General features: G+C 40.1%; 9 protein-coding genes and 1 pseudogene. 8 read left to right on the top strand and 2 right to left on the bottom strand.

What is annotated here, in order from left to right; all coding sequences use genetic code 11:
* Positions 1-740: 740 nt before the first annotated feature.
* Positions 741-2,876 carry a T9SS type A sorting domain-containing protein gene (locus tag ATH1_RS0114765; protein ID WP_010419191.1) on the bottom strand — a complete coding sequence of 712 codons (2,136 nt, stop codon included), beginning with the start codon at positions 2,874-2,876 and terminating at the stop codon, positions 741-743.
* A 261-nt stretch (positions 2,877-3,137) separates the two neighbouring features.
* Complete coding sequence (locus ATH1_RS20185) at positions 3,138-4,673, bottom strand: glycosyl hydrolase (RefSeq protein ID WP_010419194.1); 1,536 nt, start codon at positions 4,671-4,673, stop codon at positions 3,138-3,140.
* Between the two features lie 884 nt (positions 4,674-5,557).
* Between ATH1_RS20185 and ATH1_RS0114775 the strand changes: the two genes are divergently transcribed.
* The 8 genes and pseudogenes from ATH1_RS0114775 (at position 5,558) to ATH1_RS0114825 (ending at position 20,834) form a co-directional block, all read left to right on the top strand.
* Positions 5,558-8,734: a two-component regulator propeller domain-containing protein gene (locus ATH1_RS0114775; RefSeq protein WP_010419198.1), complete on the top strand. Its 3,177-nt coding sequence runs from the start codon at positions 5,558-5,560 to the stop codon at positions 8,732-8,734.
* A gap of 158 nt (positions 8,735-8,892) precedes the next feature.
* Positions 8,893-10,107, top strand: a complete 1,215-nt coding sequence (locus ATH1_RS0114780; protein ID WP_029163992.1) for a cation:proton antiporter — start codon at positions 8,893-8,895, stop codon at positions 10,105-10,107.
* A 485-nt stretch (positions 10,108-10,592) separates the two neighbouring features.
* The gene (locus ATH1_RS0114785) at positions 10,593-11,336 is read left to right on the top strand and encodes a superoxide dismutase (protein ID WP_010419203.1); all 744 of its coding nucleotides are present in this window, start codon (positions 10,593-10,595) and stop codon (positions 11,334-11,336) included.
* Between the two features lie 468 nt (positions 11,337-11,804).
* Complete coding sequence (locus ATH1_RS0114790; protein ID WP_010419205.1) at positions 11,805-12,056, top strand: hypothetical protein; 252 nt, start codon at positions 11,805-11,807, stop codon at positions 12,054-12,056.
* Positions 12,057-12,383: 327 nt separating this feature from the next.
* Positions 12,384-16,364: pseudogene (locus tag ATH1_RS22330) on the top strand (CusA/CzcA family heavy metal efflux RND transporter).
* A 144-nt stretch (positions 16,365-16,508) separates the two neighbouring features.
* Complete coding sequence (locus ATH1_RS0114810) at positions 16,509-17,999, top strand: efflux RND transporter periplasmic adaptor subunit (RefSeq protein WP_010423308.1); 1,491 nt, start codon at positions 16,509-16,511, stop codon at positions 17,997-17,999.
* A gap of 629 nt (positions 18,000-18,628) precedes the next feature.
* Positions 18,629-20,032 carry an NfeD family protein gene (locus ATH1_RS0114820; RefSeq protein ID WP_010423312.1) on the top strand — a complete coding sequence of 468 codons (1,404 nt, stop codon included), beginning with the start codon at positions 18,629-18,631 and terminating at the stop codon, positions 20,030-20,032.
* 589 nt (positions 20,033-20,621) lie between these two features.
* Positions 20,622-20,834 carry a hypothetical protein gene (locus ATH1_RS0114825; protein WP_010423316.1) on the top strand — a complete coding sequence of 71 codons (213 nt, stop codon included), beginning with the start codon at positions 20,622-20,624 and terminating at the stop codon, positions 20,832-20,834.
* Positions 20,835-21,053 lie beyond the last annotated feature (219 nt).

A 21,053-nucleotide genomic window follows, 5' to 3' on the forward strand; every position in this document is an offset into this window, starting at 1 on the left:
AGGAAATGAGATCAATGCAACCCTCAATATTAGCGTGAACAACAATGAGAATAAAAAAATCTATATTAAATTATGCACCAGACCAACAAATGACCAAAAGCAAATTTTCGACAGCCATAATTTTAAATACCGCCCACATGTTAGAAAAAAATAGTTCTCCAATTGAAAATCGTAACACGTTTTATTTGATATGTTTATGTTTGTGTTTCTGTATTTCAAGTTGGGTTAAGGAATTTGCCTGTTTAAAAACGGGTTGTTAATTTACGACAAGTTTTGATGCTATTTATGGCAAATTTCCTGTCATAACTGGTAGTGGCAGAAATATTTTCATATAGGAGTGATTTTGGCAAAAAAGTGACTTGATTACAAACTTTAAATTAAGGGTGAGTCCGGTCTAAAAAGCATCTTTATTGCCAAACTCGTTGTAGTTTTAATTTTTTGCATCGTCATTAACAGCAAGTTAACTCCGATACAAAAAATTAAAATGCCTTGATTTTGACAAAAATATGCTTTTATATTGCACTCAATTATAAAAAATTAGTCAGGACTAATAACATTTACAATTTTTCTGATAGACTTACAAATATCCCTTTATATATTTCAGACGAGAAAGGTCTAAAAAGAAAGACTTCTAAACAGTTACGTACCATGTAAGTTGAGCCCAAACATTTCATCTCTTAGGCGTTAAAATGATTTTCTTTCATTTTAACACACTTTCTTTTTAGACAGCCTCATGAAAATTATTTTCTGACAACTTTAAAAGTTTCACTTAGTCCATCGCCTGACAGGGTAACAAAGTAGATTCCTACATCCAAATGGCGCAAGTCCAGATTCAGAATCGATTCATTGGTGTTAATCTTCTTTGAGGATTGCACCTGACCAGCCATGTTGCTGACGGTTACTTTCTTGAAACCATTGTCATTAAATTTAATAAAAAGGTAATCTGAAACAGGGTTTGGATAAATACTGACAGTGGAGGACATATTGGAATTATTGATGTTAGTAATCTGTGTGGGGCGTTCCCAAGGAATGGGATCATTTGTGCCCTGATAATCAATAATAAAAAATCTGGAGCCCGCACCATTTACATAGTAAGTACTTGGCACTTCTCCGTTAATGACCGAAACGAATCCGCCCATATCATCGGGGGAGATACCTACATTACAGGCATGATGAATTTTAACCCCTTTTGAATCTGGTACTTCTATGGAGTTGTCAATCGCGATTTTTTCTCCCCCTGTATTAATCAGCACATCATAAATTCCCAGCATGCTTGCCTCATGGTAATTTACATGATCTGCTACTTTATATGCAGCATATCCACGCACAGTTCCATTGTGACTCATATAGTCGTTCTGATCTACAGGATCGTAAGGCGTTTCATTTTGATAAAAATAGAGTCTTCCTTTTTCTCCGTTCCAGAGGGTACCGTACTCCTGAAAGTGTTCATTAAATACCCCATATAGGGTAACATAATGTCCATTAACTACCAATCCGTTTCTGGCGGTGTTTTTGAACCATCCAACCCCTTTTCCGTGGTCAGCTCTCCAAATCCAGAAATGATCACCAATTATGTCTGAGGAGTTTATCTCAAGGGCGATATCGACATTTACATTTTCTTCACGAAATCCTCCTACACGAAAAAATAAATCTGCAAGCAGGGTGGGGTTATCGGAGTGGTCCATTGTAGAATTTTGTTTACCTACCTGTACCAGTGTTCTTGAACTATAATGTGCATCAAAAAGAAGACTGGCAATAGTAACTCCATCCACATCATCGACAAGAATGGCTGTATTGGAATTAACAGAAGAAGGTATAAGGGTTGCATAGCCTGTTCCTAAAATAATGGTGTTAGGATGCGTAACATGAAGTGGTTCGGATATTTCGTAAATACCCGGGGTGATAAACAGATGTTTTCCTGCAGCAAGTTGTTCGTTCATGGTTGAAGCAGGTGTCCCGGGTTTTACAATATAAAAATCGTTCAGCAAATCTATGGTCTCTCCGGGTCCCATATCAGAAAACGTCCATGATGTGCCCTTCGATTCTTTGCGCAGAGCTGGTTTAAAAACTTTATATCTTCCATCATCTCCAATATAGAGAAATGGCTTTTCACGTATAATAGGTGTTTTATCTACACGGCTCACATTGTTCCATAGTCCACCCGAGACACTCCAGTTGTCACTATGATTGGCCATATTAACATTGGGGCCGAATTCTACACCCTGGTAGGCAAGGTTCCAGCCCCCTATGCTATAATCTTCAGATCCTTTTTCAACATAAGTGTTGCGAAAATACCACTGCTGCTGAGACCATGACCCTGCACGATCGTGGAAATAGCAATCTCCGGTAAAACCACCACTGCACCAACCGTCATACCACCACTGATAATGGGCTCGTCGCTCGGAGTTAATCCTTCTGAGCGGAGCCGCTTGGGAAACAGCCCATTGAAACCACGTATTCATGTCACCATCGGAAACTCCGGCTACGGTTAGATTTTCTGCTGAACGCCAAAATGTGCAGGTGGCATTGTTATTAGGAAGTGGGGCAGGAGTGTAAATATTTGAAACTCTGATATCGGTGGGCAGTTTTCCCAAACCTCCAATGTGAGTATAATAAGCTATGTTAAGCGTTCCTGATCCCGTGTAATTGCCCGGTTTAAAATAAAATGCATATCGTTTGGTGCTGAATTCATCGTGAAACATTTCGTCATGAATGTTATTGATGATTTCATTTATTGCTGCCATATCATCATCAGGGCTGAAAATAAACATGTTCGGCCCAAAAAGTTCTTCATTTTTGTATTCCTGGGCAGTTGTGATTGACATGTTGTTAATCCCTGTTAGTACTATAAGAATTAATAAAAAGATTTTTTTCATAGGAAAGATTTTTTTTGCTTTGTTATTTTAACTTCCTGACGTATAATTACCTACTAAAAATAAGTTAAATCTCAATGAAACGAGCATAACAAAAATTGTCACATAAGAACATGTATAAAGCTTAATCATTCAAGTTCCAACAAGCCAATAACTTAGTCTAATTATTTACTGATAAATTCTCATTAACAATAAGTTAACTCCGGTACTAAATTTTAAAACGTCTGGATTTTGACAAAAATATGCTTTTTATACTGCACTCAATTATTTGATTATAAGCTTCTTAATGGCTTGTTCGTTTTGAGACCCGGTTATTTTCATTATGTATTGGCCTGAAGATAATTGTCCCACAAATACACTTCCATTGGTGTCCTGAGAGATTTCTAATTCCCCGGTTAAATTATAAATCTGAACATGTTTTATCTGGAAAGGTGAAAAAATGAAAACCCTGTCATTGGCCGGATTTGGCGCAATATTTGTAACTTTATTAAATCTTGATTTTTCGTTGATGCCGGTTGCAGAGGTTGATTCAACAGGAGTTGCATTGTTTGCGTCTTCTATGACAAGTGTCAATTCTCCGGTTGCAACTCCTTCGTTATCAACTGTAAATTCAAGATTTCTGCCTACATGGATGTTCTGAAGGGAGTTTTCGGTGCGGGCTTCGTCTATCCATATACCCGGATTCCAGTTGTAAGTTAAGCCTTTTGTTGGTATGAAAGTATATGACCATATCCATTCTTCCTCGTTCTTTTCAAGATTTCCGCCTTCAACTCCGCTATACATTCCTATCCAATTACCCTCCATGGTACCTGGAGGCATATTGTTAAGGCCTACCCAGGTAGTAGTATTTCCCAGCCAGGTATAAACGGATTGGTCAGGCCAGACAGCACTGTTGGTTACTTCGCCTTTGGTTTTATCTATTACTCGAATGGTAATATAATCAGATTGAGGAATTGTGTATTGGTCTGTGTATATGAGTCCTAGTGTTGTAAGCTCTCCAGGGGTTGTTCCCAATAAGCTGTTGTATGGAATTCCTGTAGATTTTGCTGTAAACCAGGCATAGCGATAAACATCAGGATCATTATCCAGTAATTCCAGGGCTTCTATCATAAAATTCTGTTGATATTCAGGAGTTACAGTCGTTTCTATGCCGTCCCACGCGCAAAATTCTGTCAGCCATATTGGCTTGCCATATTTTTTCCATTCATTGAGATACCACCTAAGGGCATCAACATTATTCATATAACTATGGACATTTACATAATCGAAATGACAACCACCCAATGCATCACATTCTTCCAAAAATTCATCCATCCATTGAAATGGATCATAATAAGGAGCATCTGGGGAATAGTTAAGAGCCGGTCCTACTATTTTTAAGTTATAATCTTCCGCAATAGCCTCTATTTTATGCCATTCCGCAGCTGCCTGTGCCGGCGTTAAATTGGCCTGAGCTTTAAAATTAGGTTCATTAAAGCCCATGATGTATTTAACATCAGGGTGTTCATTAAGGTATTGACGTAAACCGGCTTCGTCAAAGTTTGCATTCCATGCTTGTGGAACGAATTCCATTCCATAATCCTGATATACATTGATGATGTTGTCGGTGGCATCCGGTCGGTACCACCAGTTATACCACCATGTTGTTCCTGCCGATAAGGCTTCCATGTCTGCCTGAGTATGATTTCCAAAACCATACCCTCTCTTGAAATTCCGATTATCCACTTGTCCGAATGTGAAAGAGTTCACAATCAATGACACCAGAATGATAGAAGTGGTTGTTAGATTTGTTTTGGTCATGAGATGTGTTTTTATGTTAATTTCATTAAAACAAATGTATTAACGAAAATCGTTTTTATTAAAATATTAGAAATAGAAATAAATACGCATTGGTACTGCATTTTTACGTCAACTAATATATATCCTCTTTCTTTAGTGAGTTTCTTGTATTTAGTGTTGGTTTATAAAGTCGGCATAGGTTGTAGCAAATTACGTGTCTGTTCAGAAAGTGCCAGTTGCAAGGCTTGCGAGGTCGTCCAAAGCGGCGTTTACTTTTTATCCGTATAAAATTTATTTATTAAGGGCGGATAAAACTTGCATACAATGACTTATACATATTCTTTTGTGTTAAACCTTGCCATGCTCGTTTCGTAAATGAGCGTTTTGGAAGCAAGCGTCGTAATACAGCAAATGTTGCTTTATGGACAGAAACCATTTATGTGTTGGTGTGTTGGTGAATTAGGTCTTTTTTAATTTTGGGAGAAAGTTCAGTATTCATGTCTGGTGTTTCGATTTTTACAACTATTTTTGTTTTTTTAATTTTTAAATTTGGATTTGTTTTTACAAAACTCCCGGTAAACCACAGATGATCTTATCATTATGACCAATCCTTCCGATGAGGAGTAAGCTTTTTGGATTTTTTTGATAAAATGTAGCTTAAACTTCAATAAGGTAAAGTTTTTGTTATGAGAACGTTGTGATTGATGTTGTTAATGATAAAAAATTCATTATCAGTTTTTTGCGCGTGTTTAACGGAGTGTTGTATGAGAGGAGTCACTATTTTCTTTTGAAAATTTGTATAGTTGCTTGTTTGGCTGATTATTGGCAACCATAACAGAAAATTTGTGAAATAAAATTCTGCAGGAATAATAATGCAGGTCAGTAAACGAAGTTCAAAAAAGTCTATGAAGCAGGCTGAAAAAAATATTATAACTGTTAATGCAGTATTTTTTGTTTTTGCATTTTTCATTTCTCAATTTTTATCGGCTGAGATTCACGAATTAAAATTTGAAAGGCTGAATATGGAAGATGGTCTTAACCACAATTCCGTGAATTGTTTTCTACATTCTAGTAATGGATTTCTCTGGATAGGTACCTTTGAAGGTATTAATGTTTTTGATGGTTATAAAATGGAGTCATTCCAGGCAGATCCGATGGATGACACATCTCTTAGTAATAATTTTGTAGAGTGTATGTTGGAAGATTCGTACGGAAATATATGGGTAGGTACACAAAATGGGCTTAATTTATTTGTTCCTGAAAAACAAGAATTTATTAAATATTATCCGGATTCTCATGATTCAACGTCTATCTGTCATAATGTAATCAAAACGTTATACCAGGATTCAGAAGGATTTTTGTGGATTGGTACTTATGGCGGCGGATTGTCCCGATATGATTATGATGACGATACTTTTACCAACTATACAGAAATAAATTCAAATTTGCCCTGTAACTTTATCAATACCATTTTTGAAGACAGAGATGGCGTTTTGTGGTTGGGCACTTGGCAGCATGGAGTGGTTTGTTTCTCTAAAGAGGAAGGAATTTTTGAGAATTTTATGATAGACGCCGGTTCTGATGATGCAGCTGAAGTAAACACAATAAATGCTATAATAGAAAAACGTCGAAATGTTTTATGGCTGGGCACTTGGGGGCATGGTATAATGGAGTTTAACATCCAAAATCATCAGGTTAGGGATATTTCATGTCATTCAGGTTCCGCTTCCTGCATACAGGATGCAATTATAAAAACAATTTTACCGATCAGTAGTAATGAAGTTCTGGCCGGATCGTTTGGTAATGGTTTATTCCAGATTATAACTGCCGAAAGTATTTCTTCATATAGGGTGAATGCTGATTTATCGGAAGGTTCCGCTAACAGTCATAATAAACTTTCTCAATCCTCCTTTTCGGATGGCTCTGACGAAATATCCGTGTATGAAATAGAGCAATACAATTATCAAATATGGAACGATAATTCCATTAGTAATAATTGGATTTGGTCGATATATCAGGACAATTCAGGCTTGTGTTGGGTTGCTACATGGGGAGATGGTATTAATAAAATAGACTTTTACAAAAACAGGTTTAAAACATTTTATCCGTCACCGGTGGATAATAACAATTTTTTTCATTATCAGATTTCAGCAGCTATAGAAATTACTCCGGGGGTACTGTTAATAGGAACTGTGGATGGTGGATTTTATCAATTTTTTAGAGACGAAAAAGTTTTTATCAATTTGGATGAAAGTGGAATCATTGAAAGAGCCAAAGGAATTACCACATTTGAAAGGGGAGAAGATAGTTGTATTTGGGTAGGAACCAGAGAAGGGCTGTTTCAATACAATCCGAAAAGAAGAGAATTAATGGAATATAAATATGATAATGTTGGCGAGCAATTATCCGGAGGAGAGGTTTCTGCCATACATTCGGATCGCTTAGGACATGTTTGGGTAGGTTTCAGAGGGAAAGGAATTGATAAGTTAATACCGATTAAGGAGAATCCGGAGAGGTATATTAAACACAGCTACCGCGAAAACCCATCTGATACCACCCGTTTGCCGTCCAATACCATAACAGCGATTTATTGTGATAATTATGATAATATTTGGATTGGCACTTTGGCAGGTGGAGTATGTGTTTATGATCGGGCAAACGATAGATTTAAGCAGGTATCTGTTGTTGATAAAAAGGAGGGTATCATCCTGAAAGATGTTCTATCAATATTTGAATCAGAGAAAGGAGAATTATGGCTTGGAACACTTTCTCAAGGCTTATGGCACTTCGATAAAAAAACCTCCGCTGTTGTTAAGTACTCTAAAAAAGAGGGTTTGTCAAATAATGCGGTTCACAGTATTCTGGAAGACAGGGAGCACAATCTTTGGCTTGCGACGGGGTATGGTATTTCTAAATTTAATCCGGAGACAAAGAATTTTATTAATTTTCAGAAAAAAGATGGATTGCATGGGAACAATTTCAATTTTGATATCTATTCAGCGGTCATTAAAATGTCAGATAATTCCATGTTTTTTGGGGGGAAAAACGGGTTTACCATATTTTCCCCCGAAGATATTCGAAGAAGTACTTATATTCCTAAGGTGGTGATAAACGGATTGACGGTGAACGGAAAGGAAGTTGAGGCAGGGGATACAATAAATGGCAGGGTTCTTATTAGTAAACCTCTTTATGCAACAGATAAAATTACGTTAACTTCGCATGAGCATTTAATTACTTTTGAGTTTGCATCACTTCATTTTGCCACCCCGCTTAATAATAGTTATGAATATACGCTGGAGGGTTTCGACGGGCAATGGTTTAAGGTGGACGCCTCGCGTCGGTTTGCTTCCTATACAAACCTTCCTCCCGGAGAGTATATTTTCAGAGTTAAAGCTTCCAACAGTCATGGAATTTGGCATCCCGACAGTCATGCATCTCTTGAAGTTATTGTGTTACCTCCGTTTTGGAAAACTCCGTGGTTTATTATTCTGATAAGTCTTCCGTTTTTTATCCTGGGATATTACATTTATAAATCCAGAACCAGATATGTCATGTTAGAGATGAGTATTCAGGAGAAAGTCATGGAAGCGGAACAAATTATCAGGGAGAAAGAATTGCTGAAACAGGAACAAGAAAAACTTACTAACGAACTCGATCAAAAGAATAAGGCTCTTGTTTCCAGTGCGATGGCGGTTGAGGAAAAAAACCAAAGGCTGAAAAGGGTAAAAAATTATTTGTCGGAAATTACGCCATATGTATCCGATCAGGCCAGAAAAAAACTTGAAAATGTGTATTCATTAATGGAAGAAAACTCTTATCCCATGGAGGATTGGAAATCTTTTGAAACAAGTTTTGATGTATTACACAATGATTTTTTAAGGCGTATAACCGAAACCTTTCCTAAAATAACCCATAAAGATCTTAGGCTGGTTAGTTATATAAGAATGAATTATAGTAATAAGGAGATTGCAGAAATGTTAAACATTTCTCTTAGAAGTGTGGAGTCAAGCAGGTATCGATTAAGAAAGAAAATGAATTTGGCTTCGGATATCAATTTAAATGATTATATAATAAGGTTTTAGTAATAGTGTACCTCCGATTTTTTTAATCTCGTAGTTTGACTGAAATTCAGGAACAAAATTTCTGTAACCCTTGAAAAAAGGGGATAATAAATAAGAAAAAGGAGTGGCTTTTATAGCGCACTCAATCATAAATCTCTCAGAAAAATTATCAGTAACAAATGAGCGTACTATTGATAACCGGTATAATAATTTTTTCCGGATTTTTATTTGGCGAACTGGCAGCCAAAATTTCACTTCCAAAGATATCGGGTTACATTGTGGCGGGAATATTTCTGAACCCGCAGGTTTTGGGAATTGTACCGCACTCTTTTATTGAGACGGGCGAGCCATTGGTTGATATTTCTTTGGCAGTGATTACTTTCCATATTGGCGGTTCATTATCGTTTGATAAAATAAAAAAAGAGGGCCGGAATTATTTTATTATGACTCTTGCAGAGTCTGTCTTTGCTTATCTATCGGTATTCTTTATGTTGTTTGTGGCGGTGGAATATGTTTTTACGATTTTTGACTCTGTTTATCTTTCTCTGGCTTTCAGTATGATATTGGCGTCACTGGCAGCACCAACGGATCCATCGGCAACGCTTGCCGTTATCCGGGAATACAAAGCCAAAGGACCAGTGAGTTCGTCTGTTCTGGGAATAGCTGCTTTTGACGATATTATGGGTATCATTCTGTTTACATTATCTCTGTCATTTGCAAAATTTCTGATGGGTCATACCGATGTTTCGTTCCTTAATTCCATTGAACACCTCTTTTCAGAAATAGTATTGGCCGTCATCGTTGGTATTGTCTTTGGTTCTATACTGAACTTGCTATCACGTATTTTTAAGCGGGAGACAGAAGGTGCCCTGATCGTTCTGATTCTCGGGGTTCTGATATTGTGCTTCGGGACTTCAGCTTATCTGGGTGTTGATGAGTTGCTTTCAACCCTGGCAATGGGCGTAATCGTTGTTAATTTTAATCAACAGAAAGAAGAAATTTTTGGTGTCGTGGAACGGTATACTGAAGAATTGATCTTTGTAATTTTCTTTACACTTTCCGGCTTACATCTGGATATTTCCCTGCTTTCAGGTAATTCGGCATTGGTTATTTTGTATATCATTGCGCGTGCACTGGGGAAATATAGCGGAATATCAGGCTCATCAACCTTTTTGGATATTTCAAAACCTGTGAAAAAATATACAGCTGGCGGTCTGCTTCCCCAAGGCGGAATCGTGATCGGGCTTGCGATCCTTGTTTCCGAAGAACAGGCCTTTCATGAATTTTCTACACTTATCATGACTGTTGTTATAGGGACAGCAATTATTCATGAACTGTTGGGCCCCGTTATTTCAAAATATTCTCTGAAAAGGGCCGGAGAGATTGAAAATTAGGACAATGGATCCGATGGATATTATTTCTGCAGATGATAACGGCTGTCGGTCAGGCAGGTAATACCATGTTCAACTGGAGCACTCTTTTTATTCAACTTCGAAGGATTTTATTGGCAGGCACCGTCCTGGCAATCCTTCGGAAGCTCTTCGGTCTCTGGAGGCATTGATAAGAAATGAATTGCTGGATAACAGAGTATCCGAAATCGGGCAATCGTTCTATGGTGTTTACGATGTATGAGTGCAGTATAAAAAGCATATTTTTGTCAAAATCAAGGCGTTTTAAATTTTTGTACCGGAGTTAACTTGTTGTTAATGAGGGTGCAAAAATTTAAAACAACAACGAGTTTGGCAACAAAGATGCTTTTTAGACCGGGCTCATGTATTGTTTCAGCAATGGACAGAGACTGTGTAAAACTGCTTTTCCCGACCGAACAATTTGGACAATAACATGTTTCTATAATTTAGAACCAATAAAAAGAATTGATATGGAACGACGTCATTTTCTTTCACTGGCAGGCATGGCTGCTATAGGAGCATGTATGCCCGCAGGTCAAAAACAGGGTGGTAATAAAGGAGTTGCCGCTGCAGCAGTCGCAGGTTCCGTTGAGAAACATAAATTTCCGCAGCTGGGTTATGCTTACAACGCTCTTGAACCCTATATCGATGCTCAGACGATGGAGCTGCATTACGATAAACACCATCGGGGCTATTACGGCAAATTTATGGCCGCCATCAAAGGTACCGATATGGAGACTATACCTATGCATCATATATTTGCCAATATATCTCAGCATAGTGAATCGGTACGTAATAATGGTGGCGGTTACTACAATCACCGTCTGTTTTGGGACAATATGTCACCCGATGGTGGTGATCCTTCAGCCAGGTTATCAGATGCATTGGTAAAGAACTTCGGATCGTTTGACGAATTTAAAAAAGAGTTTGGCAATGCCGCCAAATCACATTTCGGAAGTGGCTGGGCCTGGTTGTACCTGGATGCTGACAAAAACCTGAAGATAACTTCTACCCCCAATCAGGACAATCCATTGATGGATGTTTCGGATGAACGTGGTATTCCGCTGTTGACACTCGACGTGTGGGAACATGCTTATTATCTGAAATATCAGAATAAACGTGGCGATTATGTTGACAATTTCTGGAATGTGGTCAACTGGAAAACCGTAAATAAGCGCTGGGAAATGGCGATTAAAGGAGAATGGAAAGGGTAAAAATTGTTTGTACTTAAAGTGCCGGTTGCAATGCCTGCCCTGATATTATCGGGGGCTTACGTAGCCGTCAATAAAGGAGTCCCGAATGTGCTTTTTGTTGAGGGTATCTGATAAGTAATTCTTTGGAAAAACTGAATTCAATTCTTGCTGCCGAAGGTATTGTTTTTCAAGTAATTACATACAAGTGCACGGAGCACATCACAGATATCCACAATGGACTTTTTAGACAGCGTCTTTTTAAAGCTACTTTCGGGATGAGTAATCTTCGGACGATCGTAGCACAGTAAATGGCACTTTATGGACAGCTCCTAATTAAGTCAGTCGTCGTGAGTTAATAATTTATTTCAGTTTCCTGCAAACTCAAATATTTTGTTTCAACAGGCCGAGGTGGAACTGCGTGCTCTGCTTCTGCCTTTTTTTTATATATTTGCGACCCGGATAACTTCGTAATAGATAAATTTTATACGGATGACCAAGGGGAAAAATATCGCTCTTTTCTTGTTATGGGTGGCCGGTCTGGTCATCTTTTTACATGAAGTCATTCCCCATCATCATCATTTCCATTCGGTTTATTCGAATGTTCCGGTTGCGGGAGATTCTACTTCCTGCGAATATCCCATAGAACACAATGAATCGTTTGATGACGCCCGAAATCATTGCCATGCATTTAACGATATAACCGTTGAACGACAGAGCATTGTTAAGATCAGCCAATCCTGAGAGGTTAATGATTCTTTCCTGCTTTTATTGTATGTTACGCCAGCGGTTGATGATGAATCTGGAAATCGGATTATCCGTGTACTTATCCCGAATGTATCGCCTTTAGATATATTTATTCTTTCTGTTTTCCCTCACCGGGGCCCACCATTGGCATAGTTTCTTTTTCTTGGTAATTACATTTCATATTTTCCCGGCTCATCGGGATAATATTGTTAACAAAAGACTTACCAAAAGACTTTATTCAAAGACTACCAGAGTTCTTGCAAAGAAAGCCGAGCGGTCGCATGCTTGCGAGAATTTATTGCCAAACTTAAAAAAAACCAGTAAATGATTAACAAAATAATCGCCTTTTCAATAAAGAACAAGTTTATTGTGGGGCTGTTTATTTTTGCCTGGATAGGATGGGGTGTGTATGCATTGCTGCATTTGCCGTTGAACACGGTTCCCGACCTGACCAACAATCAGGTAAAAGTAACCACTTATGCCCCCGATCTGGCAACAGAGGAAATAGAAAGGCTCATTACTTATCCGGTGGAACTGGAGATGGGTAACCTTCCGGGGTTGATTGAGATTCGTTCCAAATCTAAATTTGGCTTGTCCGACATCACCCTTGTTTTCGAAGAAAAGATGGGAATGTACAAACCCCGTCAGCTGGTATCTGAAAAACTTAAAAGTGTTTCCGGAAAATTACCTGCAGGTGTTGGTGAGCCGTCGATGGGCCCCTTAACAAGTGGCTTGGGAGGTGCATTTACCTACAATGGCAAAGGTGAAGCTGTAGGTGGCAAAGTGATGATGCTGCGGGGGGAAAACCCTGCCGAAGTGATTGCCAATGTCAGGGAGCGCTTGCCGCGGGTTGAAGAAGCTTTGCCCGAAGGTGTTCAGATTGAGCCTTTTCTGGACCGTTCCTCGCTTATCAAAGATACAACGACCACGGTTGTTGAAAATCTTGTTCTGGGTGCCTTGATTGTCATTTTTGTTCTGGTCTTTCTGATGGGGAATTTTCGTTCGGGACTCATCACAGCTTCTGTTATTCCGCTTTCGTTGCTGTTTGCACTCGGCGTTATGTACACTTTTGATTTGTCGGCGAATCTGATCAGCCTCGGGGCGGTAGACTTTGGAATAATTATCGACGGAGCCGTGATTATTGTGGAGTTTGTAGTGTATCAGATGAGCCTGAGGATTTCGCATTTCAGACAATTAAGTGGGAGACAGATAAAACAAAGAGTTGAAGAAATCACTATTTGGGCTTCCGGGCGTATGATGCGTACTGCCATTTTCGGTCAGCTGATTATTTTGATTGTCTTTATTCCCATCCTGACGCTTACCGGACAGGAAGGCAAGATGTTCCGGCCAATGGCCATCACATTTGGGACAGCCCTCGTGGGGGCCATCATACTTTGTCTGACTTATGTTCCCATGATGGCTTCATGGATTTTAAGACCGGAGAAAACAGACAAGCCCAGGCTGGCAGACAGGGTCATCGGACAAATTCGTAAAAGTTATCGGAAAATGTTACGAGTAGCTCTGCACTATCGTTAGGCTGTTACCGGGGCTGTTATCGTGCTTTTTGTGATTGCCCTGGCAATTTTCACCCGCCTTGGAGCGGTTTTCATCCCCCAACTTGACGAAGGTGATTTTGCCATTCATCCATTGCTGCAACCCGGAACTTCGCTCACGGAAACAGTAAACATCAATACCAAACTGGAAAAGGTGCTGATGGAGAAATTTCCTGATGAAGTGGAACAGGTGGCTACGAAGATCGGTACCGGCGAAATTCCTACCGACCCAATGTCGCTCGAGATGGCCAAAATGATTATAAATCTGTCTCCCAAAGATGAATGGGTGAGGGCCGAAACCAAGGATGAGCTGGAAAAACTGATGAAGGAAGAGATGTCCGCAGCGGTTCCGGGTGTGAATTTCTTTTTTGCACAGCCGGTAGAGATGCTGTTTAACCACTTGCTTACAGGTTCATCGGCCGATGTTTTGCTAAATATATATGGAGAAAATCTTGACACGCTATTTCATTACGGAAATCGAGCACGTGAAATCATTGAAGACATTCCCGGTGCCGGTGATTTGAATGTGCAAAAAGTGATAGGATTGCCCCAGCTGGTTGTGAAATACGATCGTGATAAACTGGCTCAATACGGACTGGATATAGAAACGGTCAACCGTACCATACAGGCAGCCTACTCAGGCGCTGAGGCAGGTATTATTTACGAAGGCGAGCGTCAGTTCTCACAGGTAGTCCGTTTGGATGAGCAGTTCAGAAACGATCCTGAAGCTGTTGGCGATCTATATCTTAAAAGACCTAACGGCAACCAGGTGAAATTGAGTGAGGTGGCAGATATCAGAATGCAGACGGGCCCTGCAGCTATTTCACGCGAAGGTGTGAAGCGGAAGCTCGAAGTGGATGTTAATATCGGGAATCGTGATACCGAATCATTTGTTGAGGAGGTAAAACAAAAGCTTGATTCGGAACTGAATCTGCCCCGGGGATACAGCATTTCTTACGAAGGTGATTTCAAGAGTCTTCAAAGCGCCAAACAACGACTTTCATGGGTAGTACCACTGGTTCTGGCTTTTATCTTCATTCTTCTTTATTTTACGTTTGGTTCGTCACGACAGGCGTTGCTGGTATTTTCGGCAGTTCCCCTGGCAGCCATTGGCGGCGTCTTTTCTTTGTGGATACGCGGAATGCCTTTTAGTATCTCTGCAGGTGTCGGATTCATTGCATTGTTTGGTATAGCTGTGCTTAATGGTGTGGTGTTGATGAGTTTCTTCAATGAACTGAGAGCCGAAGGCGTTAACAATGTCTTTCGACGCGTCTATCATGGCACCGATATGCGGCTTCGTCCGGTTATTCTGACAGCACTAACCGATGCGCTGGGCTTTCTGCCAATGGCCATGTCAACATCATCGGGTGCTGAAGTTCAACGCCCTTTGGCAACGGTTGTTGTCGGTGGATTGATAACTGCAACATTTTTAACGCTGTTTTTATTGCCGATTATTTACACTTTTAAAGCCAGAACTATCAGGATTCCTTTCCTGTCGCAAATGCTGGCCAGGGATAATTCTTCTGAAAAACGTGATATTAGACCGTTTTTCTTTTGCCTGATTGCAGGAATGCTGATTGTGCCATCCTCTCTTCAGGGACAACGCCCGGAGCCACTTTCATTGAATGAAGCCATACAGATGGCTCTGGACAATCATCCGGAGATTAGGACCGGCATTCTGGGGGTTGAGCAGCAACAAAAGGAGAAAGTCGCTGCTTTTGATTTGCCCGATACTAAAGTGGCTTATGAAAACGAAAATGAGGGAAGCGGCCGTCAAAAATGGTCGGTAGAGCAGGAATTTAGCAATCCTGCCGGGTATGTAGCCCGCGGGAAACTGGCCAATCGGAATATTGAACTTTACCGGTCGCGTCTGAACCGCGCGAAAGCACTGGTGATACGTGATGTAAAAGAAGCCTGGAATGATGTTCTTTTTGCCAAAGAGAAGCTTGCTTTGATGCAACAATTGGAATTGTATTTTTCTGAACTCTATGAAGCCGGAGAATTGAGATATGAGACCGGAGATATTTCTTATCTGGAAAAAGTTTCGGCACAATCGAAATACAAAGCAATTGTGCAGGATAAGGAAATGGCTGAGATGGAGCTACAAAACAGCCTGAACCGACTTCAGGAAACTCTGTTTTCTGATACTCCCGTTGCGGTTGAAGATTCGGTGCTGCCAGTTTATCCGTTTCCGTTGGATACCATCGGACAACGGCTGCCCGACGGAAATCCCGATCTCATGGTTTCGAAAGACAAACTGAGTGCATCGGAAGCAGAGAGTAAAGCCATTCGTTCATTGTCATGGCCCGATCCTTTTGTCCGTTTAAGTAAAACAGATGTGAATGGTGGCGATGGATTCAGCGCTTTTGAAGTCGGACTGAAAATTCCCATTGACTTCTGGGGGGAACATGCTAAAAACCGGAGTGCCCGTATCGATGCCGAAATAGCGGGAGAGCAACACCGAATCATTCAAAAAACTTTGGAAACAGAATTTCAAAATCTTTGGAACAAAGTGAACAACTACCATCAGCAGTTGAAATTCTTCCGGGAAAACCGGCTGCAAGAAGCAAGTTTGATCTCAAAAAATGCCACTCTTCAGTATCGTGAAGGGAATATCGATTATCTGCAATATGTTCAGTATTTCGATCAGGCCACAACTATAAGGCTGGATTATCTGAGCCTGGTGAAATCATATAACGAGGCAGTTATTGAATTGCAATATTTAACAGGCAGAGGGTTGGATGGTAGATGAAGAGAAAGATAAAAAGACAATTTTGAGCATCTCAACTACAAAAAGTATAGTATGAAACGAGCATGACAAGGTTTGTCCCAACAGAATATGTATAAGTCCTTGCATGCGAGTTCCATCCGACCTTAATAATTAAATTTTATACGGATGAAATTGACAGATATCATAAAGATTGTAAAGACACACGACCGTGTGTCTCAACAAACAGAGAGCGGCCGTGCGTCGAAACGTATAGAGGGTAGTCGTTCTGCCCGCGTAGAAAAAAGGGGCTGCAACTCTCAAAGAGTTATCCTGATAGCTTTGGCGGTTCTTTATATTAGCCTGACGGGCTGTGGAAATGTGTCACACCAAACAGTTCACAATGAATCTGAAACTGATGATCTGCATGAACAAAACGGTCATGAAGCGCACAATCACGCCCGGGGAAGTTTGATGTCCATTCGGGAGGAATTATCTGAAAATCAGGTGCTGGTTACTGCCACACAAATGAAGAGCGTCAACATCAAATTGGGACAATCTTCAAAAGAGCATTTGTCTGATGTGATAAAGTCTTTTGGCACTATAGCTTTGCCGCCGGCCTATGAATCATCGGTTAGTCCTTTTATTGGAGGTGTGGTTAAAGATGTTTCGGTAATTGAAGGCGACTATGTACAAGAAGGCGATGTTCTGGCACGCATTGAGCATCCTGATGTTGTTGACCTTCAGAAAGATTATCTGGATGCATTCAATAATCATGAATTTCTTGAAAAAGAATTCGCCCGCCAGAGCCGGTTGTTTCGCGACAGTGTTAATTCAGCAAGGACAGTGCAAAAGATGGAATCTGAATATAAGAACAACCTGACAAGGTGGCAAAGCCTGAAACGGAAATTACTGATGATAAATATCGATCCCGGTCAGGTTAATTCTGAAAATCTGAGAGGCAGTTATCCGCTTAAAGCGCCTGCATCAGGTATTGTAACAAGAGTGATGGTGAATAACGGTGTTCCGGTTTCCGGCAATCAGGAGTTGTTTCATATAGCTGATAATGATAAAGCACATTTGGATTTATCTGTTTATGAAAAAGACCTGGCAAGAATTGAATCAGGTCAGCGGATTACTTTTAACCTGGCCAATGGTAAATTGCCGGGCCCCTTATATGGAACCATTCTGAAAAAGTCGGGTCGTTTTGATGAGAAATCCAGAACTGCGCTGGTTCATGCTGAAATTGAAGATAAAAACGATGTTTTATTGCCCGGGATGGCGGTTGTTGCCCATATTCAGATCGGAGGTGATGAGGTATTGGCATTACCTGAGGAAGCCGTTGTTTCAGACCAGGGAAAGGAATATGTGTTTCGCCTGATTAATGACCATCAAAGCGGTGAAACTTTGAGTAATAATGGTCGGCAAGACCATGAAAGCCACTCAAATGAACATGGACATGAAACAGAGGACCATCATAATGGTGCCGTGCCAGAGCATCAGGATTATTGTATTTTTGAACGTATTGAGGTGAACAGTGGTGTTTCTGAAGGTGGACTAGTAGAAGTTATCTTTGCTGATTCAGCCGATCAAAATGGGCTATACGCAGTAGAAAATGCCGCAGCATTGTTGTCGGAGATGAAGAAAGGTTCTGCCGGCCATCAGGGCCACGCCCACTAGAGCAAAGAGCATAAGGCACAAAGGGCATGGAGCTAATTGGAGGCTGCTGAAAAAGTCAGCAGCCTGTTTCAAATTTATTTTTCATTGTTCTTTTTGGCATTGCCCCAAAAAGAACCAAAAAGGTCTGGTCCGCTTAAACCTGGCTCCCCGCGAAAGCCAAAATTTCCGGCCATTGCGCAAGGCCATGAACGTCGCCCATTTTGGCTTCCCGCCATCCGCCGGCCCGGAAAGCGGACAAGCCACCGCGCCTTTTAAATAGTTAAAATTGTTCATTAATTGTGACATTCTTTTGAATTGTGATATGTTGACAATTAACATTTACAGGTTCAAACATTTTTAAAGATATGCATGAAAAAACTTGCACCTTAAATGGGACTATGCAATGTAAATAATTTATTATTAATCATTTAAGTGTTATTCAGCAGTTCCTATCTAAGTTATTGGTTTGATGGAACTCGCATGATTGAGTTTTATACATGTTCTTTTGTGGTGGATTTCTTTGTAAACAAAGCGGCGGAGCCGAGGGAAAAATCAAAACGCACTGCTCGTTTCATTTTTCCAGGATTAATTCCTAAATTAACCGGGCAGGATTTTACTATTACAAAACAATTTTTATCACTCTCTACATCATGAAAAAAGTATTCACCATCATTGCAATGGCGTGTTGGACACTCATAACAATGAATGCACAACCCGATACATCCAAAACCAATTTGGTTTACAGACTTCGTATCTTTAGTAATATTAACAGCACCAGCTGGGTACACACGCAGAAAGCCTTTGCCGAAGCCGAAAGACTGGGTGCCGATGCCATTCTTTTACATCTGAACACCTACGGTGGACAGGTACTTTTTGCCGATTCTATCCGTACCAAAATTCTCAACAGTAAAATTCCTGTACATGTTTTCATCGATAACAACGCCGCCAGTGCGGGAGCGCTTATTTCAATTGCCTGCGACAGCATTTATATGCGGCCGGGAGCCAATATGGGAGCAGCAACGGTGGTCAATCAAAGCGGTGAAAAGATGCCCGATAAATATCAGTCGTATATGCGTTCCACCATCCGGGCAACCGCTGAAGCACACGGCAAAGACACCATCATAACCGCCACCGACACTATTGTCAAATGGGTACGTGATCCGCAAATTGCCGAGGCTATGGTAGATGAGCGGGTTTTTATTCCCGGCGTTATCGATTCGGGTAAAGTGCTTACTTTCACCGCTCTCGAAGCCATAGAACACGGGTTTTGTGAAGGAACAGCAAATTCGGTTGATGAAGTCATTGGCCTGTTGAAACTCAGACCTTACGAAATAAAGACGTTTGAACCCTCTTTTTACGACAGCATAAAAGGTTTTGTCACCAGTCCGGTACTTCAGGGGATACTGGTTTTGATTATAATCGGGGGACTCTATTTTGAATTACAATCGCCGGGAATAGGCTTCCCGCTTGCCATAGCAGTTATTGCCGCCTTGCTTTATTTTGCTCCGCTATATATTGACGGCCTGGCGGCTAACTGGGAGATACTGATCTTCATAATCGGTCTGGCACTTATTGCTGTGGAGATATTTGCCATCCCCGGATTCGGCATCGCGGGAATATCGGGAATTATTCTTACACTTACCGGACTAATCCTTAGCTTGCTGGATAACACCAATTTTGATTTTTCACCGGTAGATACCAATGCTTTTCTGACAGCATTATTTACTGTTTTTAGCGGAATTTTTGGAGGGTTTATAGTCGCCATCTGGCTCAGTCAGAAAATATTGACCACCACGCAAGGCCCATTTTCAAAACTGGCACTTCAAACATCGCAACCATTGGAACAAGGATATGTCAGCGTTGATTCAGGAATGAAAACTCTGGTAGGAAAAACAGGCCGCGCGTATACGGTACTTCGCCCTTCCGGTCGTGTTGAAATCGATGGTCAGATATATGATGCCAGGGCATCCGAAGGTTTCATTGACAAAGATGAAACGGTTTTAGTAACTGCATTCTGGTCGGGACAATTGGTGGTAAGACAGACAGACCAATGAAACGGGCATAGCAAAGTTTTCCACAACAGAACATGTATAAGTTCTTGCATGCGAGTTACATCCGACCTTAATAAAAAAATTATATACGGATGAAACGAGCATGACAAGGTTTGTCACAAAAGGACATGTATAAAACTCATTCATGCGACTTCCATTCGATCTCTAACTTAGATTAGATAATTTTTATACGGATGAAAATTGTAATCTATAATTGACAATTATGTGCCATTTTTGTCTATTAAACCATGAAAACCCCTTCGAAAAACAATGCAAAATATTGTATGTCAGCAAGATAAAAACTGATTAAAAAAACTCATTTTTTCTCTGTTTTTTTTGACACAACTGTTTTGACATATCAAAAATCACTATTTTGGTAGATGAAAAGACGAACAAATGGTGAAACGTGCATGGTAAAAATTTTCAAGGAAGAACATTTATAAGTTCTTGCATGCGAGTTTCATCAGGCCTTGAAAACAAATTTTGTACTAAAAAAGTGTTATCCTCTTTTCGGACGTTCTTACCGGTGTAAACAAACACCATGAGATTAATTATCAAAAATTTATTAATCAAATTAATGTTGATTTAAATCATGAAATCCAAGAAGCTGCCTAAAAAGCACAGAGAAGATTTCGATGCTCTCGAAAAACCAAAAAAATCGGGAGTTAAAGTAAAAAAGGGCAAAAGAGCAAGAAAACCATCCATTTACGACGATCTGGAAGAAATGGATGAATTTGTGTTAAGCGAAAGAGAATACAGTGGATTCGATGACTTGTACAGCGATGCTGACGATGACCTGTATTAAACCGAGCTAATGTTGAATTTCCAATAGGAAAAGGCTGCCCCTTAAGGGTGGCCTTTTTTATTATTATGCATCTGTATAAAATTTATCTACGTTATTGGAATGATCCAACTTATCATACTTTAATTGATGTTAAATTATTCGCTCCGCTCAGAATGACAAACAGCTAAGGTTGAGGTTGAGGTTAAGGTTGAGGTTGAGAATTCACCACAGATGACACAG

Origin of the sequence: Anaerophaga thermohalophila DSM 12881 (assembly GCF_000191885.1) — a bacterium.
GTDB classification, from domain to species: Bacteria; Bacteroidota; Bacteroidia; order Bacteroidales; family Marinilabiliaceae; genus Anaerophaga; species Anaerophaga thermohalophila.